A 20,702-nucleotide genomic window follows, 5' to 3' on the forward strand; every position below is an offset into this window, starting at 1 on the left:
GATCAAAGATCTATCGCGACTTTGGTGGCGACGGCGACCTGATAGAGAATCTGCGTGATGCTGGTGGCCAACTGCAGGTTCTTGGTCGGCGGTTCCGGCAGTACCAGAATCTGGTCACCCGAGCGCAGCTCGACTTCCTCGGCACGGCGGACGGCGCCGTTCTGGCGCACCACCAGGATCTGGCCTTCATCCGCGTGCTGGGTGAAGCCACCGGCGCTGTTGATGTAGTCCATCACCGTCATGCCCTGGGTGTAGACCATGGCCTGAGGCACCACGACTTCGCCGCTGATCAGCAGGGAATCGCTGACTTCCGGAATGGTGATGACATCGCCGTCCTGCAGACGCACGTCGGCGATGTTGCCATCGTCACGTGCGACGACCAGACGCCCGGTCGGCTCTTCCTTCTTGGCCTGCTCGACGAATTTCTCGATCATCGCGGCTTCCTGGACACGAAGCTCGGATTCTTCGGTGGTCGAAGAAGACGCGCCAAGATAGGTGGCCTGAAGACGCTTGAGGCTATCCTGCAGTGCCTGCGCCTGCTGTTCCTTGACGCTTTCACGGCGGATGGAAACACTCTGGTAGTCGGTCAGCCCTTTCGGCACGCCGACGGCGTTGAGCAATTCGCCCAGATGAGCATCCCGCGGCAGTGCATAGCGAGAGGGGCCATAGAAGCTGCCTTCCAGCTGCACGACGATGGTCTCGTCACGCTGGTCGGCACTGAACAGCACTTCATCCCCGGCACGTACGTCAGCGCCACGGAATTCCGCCACCGGCAGATAGCGCGAGATGGGGCCGTCCGTGCGCGAGCCGCGCAGCAGCACGTGCGAGACACCGGACTTGAGGCGCGCCAGATTCAGCACGTTTTCCCCGCTCAGGCGCGAGTCGGTGAGTTCATAGCGGTAATCACGCTCGACATCCCCTACCACGCTGATGGCCGGGCCACGCTCCTCGACGACGACGGTATCGCCATCGCGGAACTGCGGACGGGCGATCTCACCATTGATCAGGAAGTCATAGAGATCGACCGTGTTGATGACGCGGCCGTTGCGCTTGATCTTGATCTTGCGGTAGCTGCCCAGTGCCTGGTCGATACCGCCGGCCTGATCCAGGAAATACAGCATGGAGTCATTCGGGGTACCGGCATAACGGCCCGGATTCTTGACGTAACCGGTGACGAAGACCCCCACCGGCTGAACGCCCTGCAGATTGGTATAGACGCTGACATTCTCCGGGTACACCTCCTGGATGGCGGCGCGTACCTTGCCGTCCAGCTGGGCATTGGTGGTGCCCTGAACTCTCACCGGGCCGATACCCGGCAGGAAGATGTTGCCCTGCGCATCCACCGGCAGAACAGACTCCATCTCCACGCCACCCCACACGCGCAGAGTGATCTGATCACCCGGCTTGATGGTGTAGCTGCTGTTGAGGCCATCGGCCATCATGCCGCGGAAACCACCGGTAAAGAGGTTTTCGCCGAACGGCGGCAGAGAGTCGGGGTCGGTCTGCTCCCGTGAGGTCAGCGGGCCGTAGGTGCCACTGCGCCAGTCGGCGCGGGCCTTGTCGTCCACACTGTCCGTCTTCTGCGGAATGCTGGAGGCCTGGTCGTCGCTGGGCAGGATGGAACCACCGCCCAGGCCGGCTGCCATGGCAGGGCTGGCGTTCAGGCACGCTACCGCCACCAGGCACCCGGCCCGGAGCAAGAATCTGGAAATTGTCATTGGGCTAGGCCCCTCGTAGTGCAAAAAATAGTGCTGTATTGATCAGGAATGACAGTGCCGGTCACGCCAGCCTGTTCCCTGGTGTCGTCGGTTCATGATGAGTCGCGGTACAAACCTCTCAGCGCGCCTCTTCCAGCAGGCCGGTCACCAGCCGCTGGGTCACCCAGGTGCCCTCGCCGGCCTTGCCCTCGTTGCTGGTACGACAGGCCAGCTCCTTGCTCGGCAGGTCACGCGCATTGGAGACCGTCAACTCGCGACAGATACGCCCACTGGCGGCGAAGTAGCGCTCATGGGCGACCACTTCGACATCGCTGCCCCAGGGGCTGGTAGGCACGGCGATCACGCTACCGGGGGCAGAGCTGTCGAGAAATGACGAGACATCCGCCGGCAGTGACGCAGCACCGGTCAGGTTGGCCAGATTGGTGCTGCCAGCGCCGCTGGAGGCGGGATAGGACGTCGCGCAACCGGCGACGGTCAGTGCGAGGCCTGCTGCACAGGCCAAGCGAGCAATACGAAATGAGGTCTGCCAAGAAGATTTCTGATTCATGAAAGTGTCCTGATGCTGCAAGGGGCCGCATACACGAATGGAACCGGGTTCGACGCGATTCACTGTGCGGCATGAAAGTTCGTACGTCTCAAAATAAGCATGGCTGCAAGCAGCGACCGATTCATGTGGAGGGGTCCCACCTGAGGGACTGATATTGCATGTAAGCCCGGAAACTGGAATTTCTGATGGCGTGCTGTCTTCCAGCTCTGCAATGAAATTGACTTGAGGTTGGCACGCCGCTGGGTCACTTCGATGACGCATCCCTGTCCCATTTCTGTTGAAGAATCGGCAGCTAGTGCGGTGCGGTGCGGCGCTGACAACCCCCGCCGAGCACCTTGCCTTGAAAGGAGCCAAGCCAGGTGGCTTTCTCTTGAGCGACTTTGAAAAAGAAGGCGACACCCATAGGCTATGTAAGCAGTCAGCAGGTGTGGGGGTAGGGCAAGAAGCCGAACAGCAAGTAGTAGGGTAGCCACGGCAATGGCGTGCCCGAAAGGTGAAAATATATTGACGCCTAGAAGAAGCAACGACATGTCAGCGGCCATCACCAGCCATTGTACCGGCCGACGATCCCAGGCAAGCCCTACCAATACTCCTACCGTCACCACCAAGGTGACAAAAGCATCCATGTGCTGCGCGATTTGCATCTACTAGCGTTCCCTTGGCTTCCTGCCGCTGCTGAACTAGCTCTGCTTTTCGAGTTTGCATGAAGTTCAGGAATTAATGAAAATCCATCACAAAGCTTGGCACTTTAGCAGCAAAGCTATTGCTGCTAAAGTATGCAGAGAAATAGCTGACGAAAAAACAAAGAACACGTTAATTATTTGCCTGCTACCAACATCGTGAACAAAGACTGGATTGAATTCATTCGTCACTTTGCGTACTTTCCCTATTTGCGGACTCTGCGTCAACGGTAATGCCGCAAGAGCGGCAAGGACGTCGCCATCACCACGAGTGAGCAGTCACTTTTTTTCAGTGCAACGGATATCTTGCATGCTGGGCGCAATCAAAAAACATGGATGGTGGCTTTTCATGCAGTCTCGCTGCGCCTTTCACGCTGACTCCCCGAACCACCGAAACCCTGCGCCATGCGGGGCCTCCCGGCAGACGCTGTGCTTTTCACGTGGAATCCTGCGCCAGCCTCACCTTGAGGCTTTCATTCCGGAGCTGTTGCCACTGAAGAAGGCCGGCGTCTCGGCATCTCTCGGTGCGACATGCCGTTCGCCTGCATGCCACCACCCCTCGTGTCGCCCGAAAAACGCCGCTGCCACCCCACCTGCGACCAGCAAAAATGTAAGAAAATCACCATTTTTTACATGTTCACCTCGCCAGAAAACAACGCCTATCAAGGCCACTTCTTCCCCTTCGATATTCGGCTTAAGTAGTACAAAAAATGCTAATGTATGCAGTATTTTCCGCACTAAATCCAGCGCTGTCGTCGGATGGGGACACAAGACAACGGCGGCTCAGGCGCGCGAGTATGCCCGGCGACATGCGCTGCCCTATATCGCATTGGAAGATGGCTTCGTGCGCTCACTCACGCTGGCAAGCGCAGGCTACCCCGCCATGTCGATGGTGGTGGATCATCAGGGCATCTATTACGACGCCCGCCAGCCGAGTGACCTGGAGCAGCTGATTCACGAGGCGCCTGAGCGTCAGGGCGAGGCGCTTCTGATGCGTGCCCGCACTGCCATGCAGCGTCTGTGCCACCAGCGCCTGAGCAAGTACAACCATGCGCCGGAACGACAGCTGCCCGCCAGAACGAAGACGCGGCGTGTGCTGGTGGTAGACCAGACATCCGGCGATGCCTCGATAGAAGGCGGCATGGCAACACAGGCGACCTTTCTCGCCATGTTGAGAGAAGCCTGCGCCGAGCCGGAGGCCGAAGTGTGGGTGAAGACGCATCCGGATGTGATCGCCGGCAAGAAGCAGGGCTATCTGGTGGAAGAGGCGCGCCGACAGGGGTGTACCTTGCTCAGCGACGACATCAATCCCTGGTCACTGTTCGAACAGGTGGACGCCGTGCATGTGGTGACCAGCCAGCTGGGCTTCGAGGCACTGCTGGCCGGCCTGTCGGTGACCTGTCATGGCCTGCCCTTCTATGCCGGCTGGGGGCTGACCGAGGATCGCCAGGCGTGCGAGCGCCGCGGCGAATCACGCCGCCTGGAACAGGTCTTCGCCGCGGCGTACCTCGAGTATTCGCGCTATGCCAACCCCTACACCGGGGAGCGCGCTTCGCTGGAGGAGGTCCTTCAGCTGCTGGCAGACCAGAAACGAGTCGCTTCACGCATGGCAGGACAGTGGCAAGGGCTGGAGTTTTCCGGATGGAAACAGAAGTTCATCGGCTTCTTCCTGGGACCATGGTCGGAACTTCGCTTCGAGAAGCATCCTGAACGCGCACTGGAGCGTCTCACTCAGCCGACTGCTTCCGCATTGCCACAGAAGGTCCTGAGCTGGGCTGGCCGCACGCCCCCCGAGCGTCAGGAGAAGGTCAGATCAGCCGGCGGCGAGCTCTGGATGATGGAAGACGGCTTCCTGCGCTCCGTCGGCCTGGGAGTGGACCTCACCCGCCCCCTGTCGCTGATCGTCGACGACAAGGCGATGCATTTCGATGCCCAGCGTGCCAGCACGCTGGAGGACTGGCTTGAGCACCACGCGCTTGACGACGCCGAACTTGCGCGGGCGCGTCGTCTGCGGGAGCGCATCATTGCGCTGGGACTGAGCAAGTACAATGCAGAACATGACGCCCTGCCGGACCTGAGAGCCCTGGCCGGCGAGCGCGAGATCGTGTTGGTGGTCGGCCAGGTGGAGTCGGACGCCTCGATCCGTCATGCCTGCCCGGGCATCAAGACCCACCGTGAGCTGCTGGAAGCGGCGCGGGAATTGCATCCTGATGCCTACATGATCTACAAACCGCATCCTGACGTTGTCTCTGGTGGTCGGCGCGGGGAGATGTCCGGCGAGAACACGCCAGAGGACCTGGTGTTGACGTCAGGCGATATCTGCCAGCTGTTCGAACAGGTCGATCATGTCCACACGCTGTGTTCCCTGGCGGGCTTCGAGGCACTGTTGCGCGGAGTGGAAGTCACGACCCACGGGCTGCCGTTCTATGCCGGCTGGGGGCTGACCCATGATCGCGTCAGCTGTGAACGTCGCACACGGCGCCTGAGTCTGGATGCGCTGGTGGCGGGTGCCCTGATCGAGTACCCGCTGTACGTGGACCCGGTGTACGGGCATCACTGCAACGCCGAGACGGTTGTCACGATTCTGGAACAACAACGCACCATGCTGAGAAATGGCACCCGCAAGATCACCCTGCCTTGGAAAACAAGGCTCTACCGCGGCTATCGTGCGCTATTCATTGGAAGGCACTGACCTATGCAACAAGGAAGTCTGGCGTTGCCGAATCATCATTCTCCCCTGTCGGGCGGCTCTGAAGCGCGCGGCCTGGCATCGCTGCAGCCGCTGTTCAAGCTGTCGGAAGATATCGGGGTGATGCATCCGACCACGCAGGACACACCTTCCTCTCTGCTGACACCCCCACCTGTCGCGCGTCGCATTCCCGGTGGTGGACAGCGGCGTGTCTTCCTGCTGTTGCAAGGGGTCTGCTCGCCCTTCTTCCTGCATCTTGCCCACAAGCTGAAGCAGGACGGGCACGAGGTCATCAAGGTCAACTTCAACAGTGGTGACAGCTTCTACTGGCGCCACGACAAGGCCTACGCCTATCGCGGCCGGAGTGAAGACCTCGGCGAGTGGATCGCCGAGCTGTGGCGCAGGCACCACGTCACGGATCAGGTGCTGTTCGGGGATCGTCGTCCCGTGCATCGGGATGCCGTGCTCAAGGCGGAATACTTCGGGATTCGCACCCATGTCTTCGAGGAAGGCTACTTCCGCCCCTTCTGGGTGACGCTGGAGCGCGAGGGGGTCAATGGCCACTCCCTGCTGCCGCGTGACCCCGACTGGTTCCGTGAGGCCGGTAGGCAACTGGACGACGCGCCCACGCCGCAGCGCTTCAAGGCCTCCTTCTGGGAGCGCGCCCGTCATGACATGACCTATCATCTGGCCGGTGCCGCCAATCCGCTGCTGTTCCCGCGCTATCGTCCGCACAGCATCAATGCCGCGGAGGAATACTGCGGCTATGCCACGCGCCTGCCGTTGATGCGCTGGTACAAGCGGCGGGATGCCGGACGCATCGAACAGCTGATGAACAGTGGCGCGCCCTTCTATCTGCTGCCGCTGCAGCTCAATACCGATGCCCAGATCCGTCATCATTCGCGCTTTTCCAACATGCAGGAAGTCATCCAGCGAGTGATGAAGAGCTTTGCCCTGAACGCTCCGCGCGGGGCGCGCCTGGTGATCAAGAACCACCCACTCGACATGGGACTGGTGGATTACCCGAAGCTGATCCGAGAGCTCGAGCGCCGCTATGACGTGATCGGCCGCATCGTCTATCTGGAAAGCGGCAATCTCGAGACGCTGCTGCAGCATGCCAAGGGCATGATCACCGTCAACAGCACCACCGGCAATGTCGCGCTGCAGTATCGCTGCCCGACCTACTGCATGGGCGACCCGATCTTCAACCTGCCCGGCCTGACCTTCCAGGGCAGCCTGCACGAGTTCTGGACTCAGGGCGAGAAGCCGGACACCACGCTGTTTCGCAGCTTCCGCAACACCGTCATCCATACCGTGCAGCTCAATGGCGGCTTCTACTGCAAGCCGGGCATGCAGCTCGCGGTGACGGGAGCCTCGAAGATACTGTGTGCCGAGCGCTCGCCGCTGGAGCAGATGTTGAGTCGCTGCTGATCCTGCCTTCAGGCTGGACATCGAGGTCGTCGTTGGCAGGGATGCCACCGTCGATCATGAGAGCGCCATCAGGCGCCTTGCAGAGCCGGAACCCCCGAAGACAGGCCGCGTGTCTGCCCCAGGGCCACAAGAAGAACGACCATGAACAACGCAAGGGAACTGCCGACCGTGAGTGTCGGGATTCAAGGGAGACGATCATGACGGCAATGCCCCCGCAGCAGCCTGACACTCAGGCACCGTCCGCACGGGATGACGCAACGACCACCGAGCAGCGTGAAGGAAAGCAAGCTCCGGATGGCGCACCGCAGCAGAGTTCGCGTCCCGCCACTGCCCTGCGCCGCGTGCTGATCACGGGCGCAACCGGCGAGATCGGCGGTGCGCTCGCGCGTGCCTATGCCGCCCGGGGCACCACGCTGATCCTCACCGGTCGCAAGCAGCGCAAGCTGGATGCCATTGCCGGCGAATGTCGCGCACTGGGTGCCGAGGTGGAGTGCACGGTACTCAACCTGTGCGATGAAGAGACACTCTTCACCTGGCTGGATGAGGTCTGCGCACAGGGAGTGCCGGACATCGCCATCGCCAATGCCGGCATGAACACCGACATCGGCCCCCAGGGCAATGGCGAGCGCTGGGAAGACGCGCGTCGCCTGCTGCAGACCAACGTGGTGGGCACCTTCGGCATGGCGCATCATCTGGCCATGGCGATGAAGGCGCGGGGCAGCGGCCAGCTGGTGCTGCTCAGCTCGCTTGCCGCCTGGCACGGCCTGGCACTCACGCCGAGTTACAGCGGCAGCAAGGCGGCGGTGAAGGCCTACGGGGAAGGACTGAGAAGCTGGCTGAAGCCGTTCGGGGTCGGCGTGACGGTGGTGATGCCCGGCTATGTCACCTCCCCGATGTGCGAAGCGATGCCGGGCCCCAAACCCTTCGAGATGCCCGCCGAGCAAGCCGCACGCCGCATTCTCAAGGGTGCGGCACGCAACCGGGCCCGCATCAGCTTCCCCTTCCCGCTCAATTTCGGCTGCTGGTGGCTCAGCGTGCTGCCAGCCGGTATCTCACAGCGTCTGCTGGGATGGTTCAATTACACTCACTGAATGGCTGCCTCACCCCCACCCTGTCCGACGCATGCCAAGCATCGCGGGCAGGGTTCCAGACGGTCGCGATCTGCGCCAGAACATTACACCGCTGCTGCCGTGGCAGCGCTAACGAGGTCGGCATTACATGGAGTTTGTCATTGCGTTCGTGTCTTTCATGGTCTGGCCGCTACTGGCAGGGCTGCTGGTCACGCTGGTGCTGGAGCATCTGATCCTGCGCCAGATGGACTCGGCACCGGTGGTCTTCTGGCGCCGGTCCTGGAGCGCCCAGCTCGCCCATGTGGGGTATTGGTGCGCGAGCTGGGCGCTCTGCACCCTGATCACGCAACGCCCGTGGTTTTCCGTGGTGGTCGTCAATGCCCTGTGGCTGGTGGTGCTGCAGGTCAGTCACACCAAATACGTCTCGCTGCGTGAGCCTTTCCTGAGCCAGGACTTCGAGTATTTCACCGACGCCATCAAGCATCCCCGGCTGTATATCCCCTTCTTCGGCATCGGCCTGACGATTGCCGCCCTCTGCGCCGGCGCACTGGCGATCGGGACGGGTCTGTGGCTGGAACCCGCGCTGGGGTTCTCTGCGCGCTACGCCGATGACACCAGCGCCTGGCTGGTACCGCTGATCGCCCTGCTGCTGGCGAGCGGCGCCATGACCTATGCGCTCGGCAATCGACTGACTCGAGACATCATGCTGTTCCCGGAATATGACCTGCGTGAGCGCGGCATGGTCGCCTACCTGTTGGCATACGCTCGCCTGGCCCGTCGCCCGCTGATGCCGGATCACGATCCCCTGCAGGCCGCCGGGCAGACGGCGCGTGAGGCGCTGGAGGCGATCGGCAACGAAGCTGCACCAGGCTGTCTGCCCCACGTAGTGAGCGTTCAGAGCGAATCCTTCTTCGATGCGCGCCGGGTCTACCCCAAGGTGCGCGATGACCTGCTGCCGAATCTGGACCGCTGTCACTTCACCGCCCTGTCTCAGGGGCTGCCCTGCGGGCGGCTGGCCGTACCAGCCTGGGGCGCCAATACCGTGCGCACCGAGACGGCCTTTCTCACCGGCCTGACCGCCGAGCAGCTAGGCGTGCACATGTTCAACCCCTACCACCAGCTGGCCAGGCGTGATGTCTCCAACCTGGCCGCCAGCTACAAGGCGCTGGGCTATCGCACCCTGTGCATCCACCCGTATCCGGGCACCTTCTATCTGCGCAATCAGGTGCTCAAGCGCATGGGCTTCGATGAATTCCTCGACATCGCGCACTTCAGCGATGCCGACAGGTGTGGTCAGTACATCAGCGATGCCGCCGTGGCCGCCAAGGTGGAAGACTGTCTGCTGGCCGCGGGCGATACCCCGTTGTTCATCCAGGTGATCACCATGGAGAATCACGGGCCGCTGCATCTGGAGACATTGGACACGGCTCGCCTGTCGGAGTGGCATGACGGCGATCTGCCGGACAACTGTCAGGAGCTCGGCATCTATCTGCGTCACTTGGTGAACGCCGATGCGATGATCGGCCAGCTGACCACGGCGCTTTCCAGACTGCCGCGCGGCGGGCTGCTGTGTTTCTATGGGGACCACGTACCGATCATGCCCGAGGTCTACGCGACCCTGGGAGAACCCAATGGCGTGACCGATGGCTTCATCTGGTCCAGCGCCCTGCCGGAATCCGACGACACCGCACGCCAAACCATGGCGACCGTGCGCGACGAGGACCCGGAGCTGATGGAATGGGCCCTCGACTGCGATGGGCCTTTCAAGACTGACGAGCAATGCCGCAAGGGCGACCCGCGCGTCACCAATATCGACACATTAGGAAGTGCGCTGCTGGAGGCGACCGCCCGTCATGCTCGCCACAGCGCCGCGACTCAGAAGTTCAGGAGCCTCTCATGACCCGACGCGTTGCCATCATCGGCGCTGCCAGCCGTTTCCCCGGCACCACTCAGGCCACTCTGTGGGACGACCTCCTGGCCGGCAAGGACATGGTGACCGAAGTCGCCGATGACCGCTGGAGCAAGGACTCCCTCCTGCACCCGGACAAGAAGGCACCGGGGATGAGCTACAGCTTCGCCGCCGGCTCGCTGGGCGACATCTCGGGCTTTGACCCGGCGTTCTTCGGCATCAGCCCACGCGAAGCCGCCAACATGGACCCTCAGCAGCGCATGCTGCTGGAGATGAGCTGGGAGGCCATCGAGCACGCCGGCATTCCCGCCGAGAAGATGCGCGGCTCGCGCTGTGGCGTCTTCATGGGCGTGGCGAGTCTCGACTATTCCTATCGCATGGCGGATGACCTGAGCGCCATCGGTCCGAATACCGCCACCGGCAACACCTCCAGCGTGGCCTCCAATCGCCTGTCCTATGCCTTTGACCTGCACGGGCCGAGCCTGTCACTGGATACCGCCTGTTCCTCGTCGCTGGTCGCCTTCCATCAGGCCTGCCAGTCGATCCGCAGCGGCGAGACCGACATGGCGCTGACCGGCGGCATCAGCCTGCACCTGCACCCTTACGGCTTCCTGATCTTCTCCAAGGCCACCATGCTCTCGAAGACCGGCCGCTGTCAGGTCTTCGATGAGGCGGGCGATGGCTACGCGCGCTCCGAGGGCGGCGGCATCTTCCTGCTCAAGGACCTTGATCAGGCACTCGCCGATGGCGATCGCATCCTCGCCGTCGTCGCCTCCTCGGTGGTCAATACCGATGGCTACAAGTCCGGCCTGACCGTGCCCAACCCCGCCGCGCAGATCCAGCTGATGGAGCGCGCCTGTGAACTGGCCGGCGTGACGCCTGACGAGATCGATTATCTCGAGGCCCACGGCACCGGCACCGCCGTCGGTGATCCACTGGAAACCCGCGCCATCGGTGCCGCCATCGGCCAGAAGCGCTCAAGCCCGCTGCCGATCGGCTCGATCAAGAGCAACATGGGCCACCTGGAGACGGCCTCCGGTGTGGCGGGGCTGGCCAAGGCGCTGGGCGTGATCGCCCACCGCGAGGTGCCGGCCACCATCAAGATCCAGCGTCTGAATCCGAAGATTCGCAGCGACGAGTGGAATCTCGACATCGTCACCCAGCCGCGCAAGCTCAAGGCCTCCGGCCGTCTGGTGGTCGGGGTCAACTCCTTCGGCTTCGGCGGCGCCAACGCCCACGTGCTGCTGGAAAGTGCCCCCGAGCCGGCGGTAGCGCAACCGACGGCAGACGGCGACCAGACGCCGCCGCTGCGCCTGAGCGCCCGCTCCCCCGAGGCCCTCAGACAGATGGCGCGCGAGCTGGCCGAGCACCTGCGTGAGACGCAGGCGCACGATGCCGCCCCGAGCCTCTACGACCTCGCCTGGCACCTGGCGGCCCGCCGTGAGCATCACGTGCACGGCGCGCTGCTGAGTGCCGACAGCCTGGAGCAGCTGATCGAGGACCTCGACACCCTGGGCGGTGAGGCTGCGCTTGGCGATCATCCGCGCATCACCCTGGCGGACCGCCTCGCCCCGCTGCCCGCCGAGAGTGACAACGGTGCCTCGCCGCGCAAGGCGGCCGGCGCGCCCTCCCTCACTCGCGAGCGTGGGCCGGTGTTCGTGTATTCCGGCAATGGCTGTCAGTGGGCCGGCATGGGTCGCACCCTGATGCAGGAATCCGCCAGCGTGCGCGCCTGCCTGACCCGACTGGATGCAGCCTTCCGCGAGTACAATGGCTTCGAGCTGCTCAAGGAACTGGACGGCAGCCTGGCCGAGGACGGCGAGAACCGCCTCGACGCCACCGAGATCGCCCAACCGACCCTGTTCGCCCTGCAGGTGGCGATCACCGAATGGCTGATCGAACGCGGCATCCAGCCGGTGGCCGTCACCGGCCACAGCGTGGGCGAAGTGGCGGCGGCCTGGGCCAGCGGTGCCTTGAGCCTCGAACAGGCGACCCGTGTCATCTTCCAGCGCAGCCACCATCAGGGACGCACCCGCGGCAGCGGCGCGATGATGGCGGTGGGGCTGGGTGAGAGCGAGATGTGCGAGTGGCTGGAACAGCCACAATGGGCCTCGCTGTCACTGGCTGGCATCAACGGCCCGCGCGGCACCACGCTGGCCGGCGACCGCGAACGCCTCGAGGCCCTGAGTGCCGAGCTTTCCGCACAGGGCACCTTCGCCCGCGTGCTGGGGCTCGACTATGCCTTCCACAGCCCGGCGATGGACCCGATCAAGGACGGCCTGCTCGCCTCCCTCGAAGGGCTGACGCCCCGCGCCACCCGCATTCCCTTCCTCTCCACCGTCACCGGCAGCGTGATCGAAGGCGAACGCCTGGACGCCAGCTACTGGTGGGAGAACATCCGTCAGCCGGTGCAGTTCGAGGCCGCCGTCACACGTCTGGTCAGCTGGCAGTCCGCCAGCGAGGCGGACCTTGGCCGTCATCGTCTGCTGGTCGAGATCGGTGCCCATCCGATTCTGCGCAGCTATCTGAATGATGTGCTCAAGGCGCGCAGTGACGAGGCGCCGGCGGGACAGGTACTGGCCAGTCTGGAACGCCGCCATGACGGCCTGGAAGCGCTGGAGCACCTGCGCGGCCGCCTGCTGCTCTCCGGCGCGGTGGATCTCACTCGTCTGTTCCCGGTGGCCGGTCGCTTCGTCGATCTGCCGACCTACCCCTGGCAGCGCACGCCGTGCTGGGTGAAGACCACCAGCGAAGGCCAGCGCCTGCTGGAGCGCCATTACGTGCATCCGCTCCTTGGCTATCGTCTCGCCCAGCAGCAGCTCACCTGGGAGGCGCAGCTCGATACCCGCAAGGTCGCGTGGCTGGCCGATCACCAGGTCGGCGAAAGTGCCGTCTTCCCGGGTGCCGGCTATCTGGAGCAGTGTCTGGCGGCCGCCCACGAATGGCAGGCCGCCAGCGCGGAGGAGGATTCCCTGCCCGACGTGCTGGATCTCGAGGACTTCGAGATTCGCGCCCCGCTGCTGCTCGATGACACCACCCTGCGCCTGACGCGCCTGTCACTCGACAGCCGCAACGGTGCCATGCGCCTGGAAAGCCGCGAGACCCGCGCCGAAGATGCCGACAAGTGGAATCTTCACGCCGTGGCGCGCGCCTTCACCGCCACACGTGGCCGTCTGCTGGAGCGTCGCGCCCCGGCGTTGCCCACGCGCGCCGCCGACCTAGATCGCGAGGCCCACATCGCGGCCGCCGCCCGGCTGGGCCTGCACTACGGCCCGCACTTCCGCGCCGCCCAGCAGATCTGGGTCGAGCGTGGCAGCGAAGGCGCAGTCAACAAGCACACCGTCGGTACTGCCCCGCATCCGCAAGTGCTGGCGCGCTTCGCGCTGACCCCGGAAATGCTCATGCAGGACGGTGACTTCCACCTGCACCCCGGGGTGCTCGACAGCGCCTTCCAGCTGTTCATCCCGCTGCTGGGCGTGCTCCAGGGCCAGACGGCCGCCAGTGATGGCATGGCCTTCGTGCCGGTGCGGGTCGGCCGTCTGCAGGTGCGTGAGCAGGTACGTGCCTCACAGATCACGACCGCCCGCGTGGTCCTGCGCTCGCGCGGCCCGCATTCGCTGTGCGCCGACTTCGAGCTGTACGATGCCGACGGGCGCGCCGTGGCCGTGGCCGAGGAAGCGCGCTTCCGGGCCGTGCGTCTGGGTCGCGGTGGCACGGCCCACCTCGATTATCTGGATATCGCCCTGACGGCGGCGCCGCATCCGTTGAGTCCGCGCCCTGCCGCCGCCCTGGCGCTGGAATCGCTGGTCGCCGAAGCGATGGCGCCTGAGCTTGCCCACAGCGACGACACCACTCATCCGCTGGAAGACAGCCAACGCTTCCGTGATGAGCTGGAGCCGCTGCTCGACAGCCTGATGCTCGCCAGCGTGCACGAGACACTGATGCGCCACGCGGCGCCGGGCGATCCGGCAGCCCCGCATCTGGACCACGAGGCGCTGTCCCGCTGGCAGCGCCGCAGCCCGCTGTTCACTCGCGTACTGCTCGACTGGGCCAGCGCCCAGGGCCTGACCGAATCCCGCGAGAGCGGCGACTGGCAGATCCACCCGCTGGACCTGCCGGCGGCCCGCGACATCTGGCAGCTGCTGGTTCGTGACTATCCGGGGCAGTTCCCGCTGACGCATGCGGCAGGCCGCCTGCATCTGCACCTGGACGAATGGCTCAACCGTGGCATGCCGATGGGCGGGTCCGGGTCTGAGTTTGAAGCCGACGCCACCGATGTCCTCGACGAGGCCGAGCAGCGCTCGCCTACCGCTCAAGTCTCCGGCGTAGAGGGCCTCGCCACTGACACCCTCACCCAGGACGCCGAAGCGGCACTGGCACAGTTGCGCCAGCCGTTGATCCCCACCCTGCTCAAGACCGCCGTCGGCAATGCCGGCTGGCAGTGGCTGAGCGCGCAGCTGGATCAACGTCTCGCCCGCAGCCTGAGTGAACTGCCCGCCGGCCAGCGTCTGTCGGTGCTGGAACTCGGTGCCGGCGGCCCGTGGCTGGGACAGCGACTGGAAGCACTGCGTCTCGCCGACCGGTGTGAACCGTCTTTCGATGCGCTGGATTACACCTTCCTCGCCGCCAGCCAGAGCGCGCTCGGCGAGGCCCAGCGCCTGCAGGAAGACCTGCCGCTGATCGATGTCACCGCCAGCGAGGGCTGGGAAAGCACGCAGGCGCCGGTGCAGGTCGCCATCGTGCATCTGGACATGGAAGCGCCGTCTCAGGCCCGCGAGCTGCTGAGTCAGCTGGTAAAGCGCCTGGCCCCCGGCGCAGAGGTCCTGCTGTGTGGCTGCGAGCCTGCCGCCTGGAGCGGCCCGATATTAGCACTGGATGATGGCGAGCAGCTGCGCAGTCATCCGGGCATGGTCCAGTGGCAGCGTCTGCTCGGCCAGCTTGGCCTGAGCCTGCCGGCGACGGATACCAGCGCGACGCCGATGTCCGGTGCCTGGTGGCTGGCCGCGAGCAAGGCGATGGTCGAGGACTCCGCTCAGTCAGATGCGCCACAGACGTCTCTGAAGATCGCGCTGCTGGATACCCCACAGGCGGCTGCGGACCAAGCGCTGATCTCGTCACTGTCGCAGTCCCTGGAGGCGCGAGGCCATCAGGTGGCGCACGTGACGCTGCCGCCGCAAGACACCCCGGAGGCGCTGTTCGCTCGCTTCTCGAGCGTCGATCATCTGGTCGCGCTGCCGGCCAAGGCCAGCGACGCCGCTGCCGCCAACGCCCGGCAATGTACCCGCCAGCAGCTGCTCACCGAGATCACCCAGGCCTTCGAGGCGGCGCAGGAAGAGGATGACAGTCTGGTGGCGCCGACCTTGTGGGTGCTCACGCATGATGTGGCCGCCATGTGGCAATCGCCGCCCTCGGGGGATACGACTGCCACCGAGGCGCCTGCCGATGCCGCCAGCTGGGGCTTTGCGCGCAGCCTGGCCAACGAGAGCCAGTCACTGGATATCCGCCTGCTTGACACGCCGGTACTGGGAAGCGACGCCGTCAGCACGTCAGCCTTGATCAACGCGCTGGTACAGGAAGTCGAAGCCCCGGATCACGAGCAGGAAGTCGTGCTGGATGCCAATGGCGCCCGCTTCGCGACACGCCTGCGTCAGGTGACAGCCCCTGCACAGGCAAGGCTCGCGATGACCGACGAGCAGGCGTCCCACGAGACGGCGGCAGGCCAGAGCGAGACAGCCAGGCAGGATCGCCGCAGCGTGAGTCTGGGCTTCAGTCAGCCGGGCCAGCTGCGTAATCTCGAGTGGCAGCCGCGTCGCCTGCCCGAGGTGGCACGCGGTGACGTCGAGGTACGTGTCGAGGCCACCGGCCTCAACTTCCGCGACGTGATGTACACCCTGGGGCTGCTGTCGGATGAAGCCATCGAGCACGGCTTCTCCGGCCCGAGCCTGGGGCTCGAATTCTCCGGTGTGGTGACACGCGCCGGTGACAACGCCGAATTCGCGGTCGGTGAGCGTGTGGTCGGCTTCGGCCCCGCCAGCTTCTCGGACCGCCTGGTGATCGCGGATACCGCGCTGGCCCGCGTACCTCAGGGCGTCAGTCTGGAAGCGGCAGCGACCATCCCGACCACCTTCTTCACCGTCTACTACGCCCTCAAGCATCTGGCGCGTCTGGAAGCCGGCGAGAAGGTGCTGATCCACGGGGCTGCCGGGGGTGTGGGCATCGCGGCGCTGCAGATCGCCGAGTGGCTGGGGGCCGAGGTGTTCGCCACCGTCGGTTCGCCTGCCAAGCGTGACTTCCTGGCGCTGATGGGCATCGAGAACGTCTATGACTCGCGCAGCCACGGCTTCGCGGAGGACATCCTGGCCGATCTCGCCACCCGCCAGCAGCGCGATCCAAGCGTGGATGCACGCGGTGTCGACGTGGTGCTCAACTCGCTGGCCGGTGAGGCCATCGTCCAGAATCTGCGCGTGCTCAAGCCCTTCGGGCGCTTCTGTGAGTTGGGCAAGCGTGACTTCTACGAGAACACCCCAATGGGGCTGCGTCCGTTCCGCAACAACCTGAGCTATTTCGGTATCGACTCCGATCAGCTGATGAAGGAATGCCCGGGCCTGACTACGCGTCTGTTCCGCGAGATGATGGCGCTGTTCGAGGATGGCACCCTGGCACCGCTGCCCTACACCACCTTCGATGCCAGCCAGGTGGTGGAAGCTTTCCGCTACATGCAGCAGGCCCGCCAGATAGGCAAGGTGGTGGTCACCCAGCGTTCGCTCGCTGCACCGCTGAGCGAGGCGCGGACTGCCTCGGAGGCTTCTTCCTCGGCCGCCCTGTCCGGCGAGCTGCACCTCGACCCAACAGCCAGCTATCTGGTCACCGGCGGTCTCGGGGGCTTCGGGCTGCGCAGCGCCGAGTGGCTGGCCGCACAAGGCGCCCGAGAACTGGTATTGCTGGGGCGCTCCGGCGCTGCCAGTGACGAGGCACAGGCAGGTGTCGCGCGTCTCGAGGCACTGGGCGTGCGCGTGCATGCGCTGGCCTGCGATGTCGCCGATGAAGCGGCGATCACGGCCGTGTTCTCACGCTTCATCACGCCGGCGGATGCCAGTGAGGCGGAAGATGCCATCGCGCCGCTCAAGGGCATCATCCATGCCGCGGCGGTGATCGACGATGCGCTGATCCGCCATCTGGACGCCGAGCGCATCCAGCGGGTGATGACCCCGAAACTCGAGGGCGCACGTCTGCTGGATCGTTTGAGTACCGAGCATGCGCTGGACTTCTTCGTGCTCTACTCCTCGGCGACTACGCTGTTCGGCAATCCCGGTCAGAGTGTCTATGTGGCAGCCAATCACTGGCTGGAAGGACTCGCCGCCAGTCGTCGTGCGCGTGGCCTGCCGGCCACCTGCGCCCGCTGGGGCGCGATCGAGGATGCCGGTTTCCTGGCGCGCAACGAGAAGACCCGCGAAGCGCTCAAGAATCGTCTGGGCGGCGATGCGCTGATGGCGGATCACGCCCTGGCCTGCCTCGGCGAGATGATCGTGACGGATCAGCAGGCGCTGGCACTCGGCCAGCCGGGTCGCTCGCTGGGCGTACTGGAGCTGGAATGGGGAGCGCTGGCGCGCTTCCTGCCCACGGCCGCGACACCGCGCTTTGACGAGATCGCACGGCGCGCCGGAGACGATGACGGCAGTCAGGCGCAGCAGGACGATATCGCCGCGGCCCTGGCGGGCTTGAGCGGTGAGGCGTTGCAGACCGCCATCGTCGAGATCCTCAAGGGCGAGCTGAGCAAGATCCTGCTGATCGACGTGGCCGCCATCGACGTCAACAAGAGCGTCTATGACATGGGCTTCGACTCGCTGATGGGGGTCGAGCTGATGACGGCGGTGGAGGCGCGTCTGGGCATCAGCATCCCGGTGATGATGATCAGCGAGGCCGCCACCCTGTGGCGTCTGGCAGAGCGTCTGATGCACAAGATGAGCGCGGCCGATGGCGAGGACGCCGAAACCAGCTCCGAAGACCAGGCCATGGCGCAGCTGGTGAAGCAACATGGTGGCGAGACGGCGACGCTAACAGAGCGGGGAGAGATGGTCAGCAAGTAGTCAAATGCTAGTAATGGCAAGGCACCGACTCTTTGGTGCCTTGCTTTTTTCCATCGCGGGTCGGCGAGGACATGGTCACGCCCATGGGAGGTGGCCTTGGCTCTACAGGTAGGGAGAAAGCTTGTCTGCCTTCTGAAAGCGCCTCAAGGTCGTCAGACTTATCTTCTTTCCATGATTCGCTTCAAAGTAGAATTGCACTTTGACCAAATCGTGATCATGTTCATGAAATAATGCGGCTATTTTCCCCATATCCTTATCCGAAAATCTTGGAGGGCGCCCAGGCCTCTTCTTGTCCTTCAAAAGCCCTAGCCTCTCACTCTTCCACTTTTCCTTCCACTTAGTGATCGATACCTGGCTCACGCCTAACCTGATTGCCACAGTCTTATCATCATACCCCTCGTCTATCATCAGCAATGCAGCAGCTCGCAATGCCTCTCTTCGCCCTTTCTTCTGTTGGGTGAATTCACGCAATTTCGCCCGCTCATTCGCGTCTAGCATGGCCACTTCCTGTTGGTAACCCGACACATCTTCCCGCTGATACCCGCTTTAATCAGATATCAATATGTACACAGCAGGATCTCACACTCCCTCGTCATGCTTGGTAGAGCCTCACCTCATAGCATTCTTCTGCGATTAAAGCTTGTATTTATTGAACATATGATCAAAAAACCAACACTCACGTTTGCTCACCGTTAATAACCTACCCAAGGAAATAATGAAACACAGCATTAGATCTAATTATTTAGTCTAATCAAAAAGGATGACCAAAGAAATATCTGCGCCGCTTTAAAAAAACCAAAAATCACACAGATACGCATATATGAAACACAAACCACCACTTAAACACACAAAGAAACACTAATATACACTTTCGCTACATTTTTATCATAAACACTCGTGCTTCTTGAACGCATATAAACCATGAGTAAACGATGGTAGCCACCTCCTCCTGGAAAATGAGGCAGCAACAAGCATCAATAAGGAAAAAGCCCTGTAGTACTGACGCAGATCAATATTTATGATTCGTCCACAAGAGGGGATAAGTAAGAAAAACACTCAAGGGAGCACTACCCATGCCGGTCAATGCGAAGGTTGCAAATCATAGTGGACTTGGACTGCAAGATACCGTTCTTCAGCAGATAACCGAGGTCAACCTTACTGAAGCATCGGACGTCTCACTGGACATCACGCCACAAGATATCGCGAGTCTTTCTCGCTCCGGTGATGACCTGGTTTTGACGCTGCAGAATGGTGAAGTCATCACTTTGGATGGCTTCTATGTTGATCCACAAGAACAAAGCCACCTGTACTTGGAAGGTGATGAGTTTGCGGGCGATATCTATCGTATTGACATGGCAAGCACGTCGCCGGGAAACGTTTCCTATGAAGCGATCCCCGTCGAAAACACCATCGAGTCCGCTGTGCTGGGAGCCCCCTTCAGTGCGGCAGGCACTACCTTGGCGGCACTGGGTGTCATCGGGGCTACCGGTTTGATGTTAGGAGGCGTGAATTCGGGTGAAGGTGAAGGCGATGACGAGGACTCAAACACGACAGTCTCCCCCGACGCTCCGATCATCAGTTCAGTCTCTGACAATGTTGAGCCTAGCACCGGCGAGCTCGAATCCGGATCCGATACCAACGACACGACCCCTATGCTCACAGGCACAGCCGGCGCCGGTAGCACTGTCGCGATCTATGATGGCGACATCCTATTGGAAACTGTAGAAGCCGACGCCAAAGGCAACTGGAGTATCGAGCTCAGCGAGCCGCTGACTGAAGGCGACCACAGCCTGACTGCTGTCGCGACCGACGCCGATGGCAATGCAAGCGCCCCCTCAGATGCCTTCGAATTGACCGTCGACATCCAGGCCCCCTCAGCACCGGTACTGGATGCGACCGATGGCTCCGCCCTTTCAGGTAGCGGCGAGCCTGGCTCAACCATCACGGTCACAAACGACAATGGTGAAATTGTCGGTGAGACGACAGTGGATGATGATGGAAACTTCACTCTCGACCTAACGCCGGATCAAGAAGACGGCACCGAGCTGACAGCTACCGCAACTGATGGCGCAGGCAATGAAAGCGACTCATCTGCCCCAGTGACAGTGGATGCTGCTGCTCCTGAAGCCCCGCTAATCACTGCTGTGAATGATAATGCCGAGCCAGTCACCGGGGTGCTGAATTCTGGTGACAGCACTAATGACCAGACACTGACTCTGTCAGGGACAGCTGAAGCAGGTAGCTCTGTCTCCGTTTATGACGGCGACACCCTGCTCGAGACTGTTAAAGCCGATGCCGTGGGTAATTGGAATCTGGAGCTGAGCGAGCCTTTGACTGAGGGTGAGCACAGTCTGTCCGCCATTGCGACAGACACCTCTGGAAATGTCAGCGCTCCATCCGACGCTTTCGTAATAACCATCGATGTCACGGTACCGGCCCCCCCCGTGCTCGAGCCTACCGATGGCACGACCCTCTCCGGCACCGGTGAGCCGGGCACGACCGTCGACATTACCGACGGCGACGGCAATGTCATCGATAGCGTCGAAGTGGGTGATGACGGCAACTTCGAAT

At 62.9% G+C, this 20,702-nt stretch carries 10 protein-coding genes; 6 read left to right on the top strand and 4 right to left on the bottom strand.

Going from position 1 to position 20,702, the window contains the following annotated elements:
• Positions 1-2: 2 nt before the first annotated feature.
• From QD172_RS02935 to QD172_RS02945, 3 genes are all read right to left on the bottom strand, one after another.
• Positions 3-1,718 (bottom strand): polysaccharide biosynthesis/export family protein, encoded by a 1,716-nt coding sequence (locus tag QD172_RS02935; RefSeq protein WP_279854869.1) that lies wholly within the window; start codon positions 1,716-1,718, stop codon positions 3-5.
• A gap of 118 nt (positions 1,719-1,836) precedes the next feature.
• Positions 1,837-2,265, bottom strand: coding sequence for a DVU3141 family protein (locus tag QD172_RS02940; RefSeq protein ID WP_279854870.1), 429 nt, complete (start codon positions 2,263-2,265; stop codon positions 1,837-1,839).
• Between the two features lie 59 nt (positions 2,266-2,324).
• Positions 2,325-2,909, bottom strand: a complete 585-nt coding sequence (locus QD172_RS02945; RefSeq protein ID WP_279854871.1) for a hypothetical protein — start codon at positions 2,907-2,909, stop codon at positions 2,325-2,327.
• 763 nt (positions 2,910-3,672) lie between these two features.
• Between QD172_RS02945 and QD172_RS02950 the strand changes: the two genes are divergently transcribed.
• From QD172_RS02950 to QD172_RS02970, 5 genes are all read left to right on the top strand, one after another.
• Positions 3,673-5,637, top strand: a complete 1,965-nt coding sequence (locus tag QD172_RS02950) for a capsular polysaccharide biosynthesis protein (protein WP_279854891.1) — start codon at positions 3,673-3,675, stop codon at positions 5,635-5,637.
• A gap of 3 nt (positions 5,638-5,640) precedes the next feature.
• Positions 5,641-7,065: a capsular biosynthesis protein gene (locus QD172_RS02955; RefSeq protein WP_279854872.1), complete on the top strand. Its 1,425-nt coding sequence runs from the start codon at positions 5,641-5,643 to the stop codon at positions 7,063-7,065.
• A gap of 197 nt (positions 7,066-7,262) precedes the next feature.
• Positions 7,263-8,156 carry an SDR family NAD(P)-dependent oxidoreductase gene (locus QD172_RS02960; RefSeq protein ID WP_240704298.1) on the top strand — a complete coding sequence of 298 codons (894 nt, stop codon included), beginning with the start codon at positions 7,263-7,265 and terminating at the stop codon, positions 8,154-8,156.
• Between the two features lie 127 nt (positions 8,157-8,283).
• Positions 8,284-10,035: an LTA synthase family protein gene (locus QD172_RS02965; protein WP_279854873.1), complete on the top strand. Its 1,752-nt coding sequence runs from the start codon at positions 8,284-8,286 to the stop codon at positions 10,033-10,035.
• Positions 10,032-18,131, top strand: coding sequence for a type I polyketide synthase (locus QD172_RS02970; protein WP_279854874.1), 8,100 nt, complete (start codon positions 10,032-10,034; stop codon positions 18,129-18,131). The genes QD172_RS02965 and QD172_RS02970 overlap by 4 nt, the downstream gene beginning before the upstream one ends.
• A 102-nt stretch (positions 18,132-18,233) precedes the next feature.
• On the opposite strand, the gene QD172_RS02975 is transcribed toward QD172_RS02970, so the two are convergent.
• Positions 18,234-18,629 (bottom strand): helix-turn-helix domain-containing protein, encoded by a 396-nt coding sequence (locus QD172_RS02975; RefSeq protein WP_279854875.1) that lies wholly within the window; start codon positions 18,627-18,629, stop codon positions 18,234-18,236.
• A gap of 575 nt (positions 18,630-19,204) precedes the next feature.
• Between QD172_RS02975 and QD172_RS02980 the strand changes: the two genes are divergently transcribed.
• On the top strand, positions 19,205-20,702 hold a 1,498-nt coding region (locus QD172_RS02980), incomplete at its 3' end, for an Ig-like domain-containing protein (protein ID WP_279854876.1).

It is taken from the genome of Cobetia sp. 10Alg 146, from assembly GCF_029846385.1.
GTDB lineage: Bacteria > Pseudomonadota > Gammaproteobacteria > Pseudomonadales > Halomonadaceae > Cobetia > Cobetia marina.

Coding starts and splice junctions, on each gene's coding strand:
- QD172_RS02935 (WP_279854869.1), bottom strand. CDS start 1,718: ATGACAATTTCCAGATTCTTGCTCCGGGCCGGGTGCCTGGTGGCGGTA.
- QD172_RS02955 (WP_279854872.1), top strand. CDS start 5,641: ATGCAACAAGGAAGTCTGGCGTTGCCGAATCATCATTCTCCCCTGTCG.
- QD172_RS02975 (WP_279854875.1), bottom strand. CDS start 18,629: ATGCTAGACGCGAATGAGCGGGCGAAATTGCGTGAATTCACCCAACAG.
- QD172_RS02965 (WP_279854873.1), top strand. CDS start 8,284: ATGGAGTTTGTCATTGCGTTCGTGTCTTTCATGGTCTGGCCGCTACTG.
- QD172_RS02970 (WP_279854874.1), top strand. CDS start 10,032: ATGACCCGACGCGTTGCCATCATCGGCGCTGCCAGCCGTTTCCCCGGC.
- QD172_RS02945 (WP_279854871.1), bottom strand. CDS start 2,909: ATGCAAATCGCGCAGCACATGGATGCTTTTGTCACCTTGGTGGTGACG.
- QD172_RS02940 (WP_279854870.1), bottom strand. CDS start 2,265: ATGAATCAGAAATCTTCTTGGCAGACCTCATTTCGTATTGCTCGCTTG.
- QD172_RS02960 (WP_240704298.1), top strand. CDS start 7,263: ATGACGGCAATGCCCCCGCAGCAGCCTGACACTCAGGCACCGTCCGCA.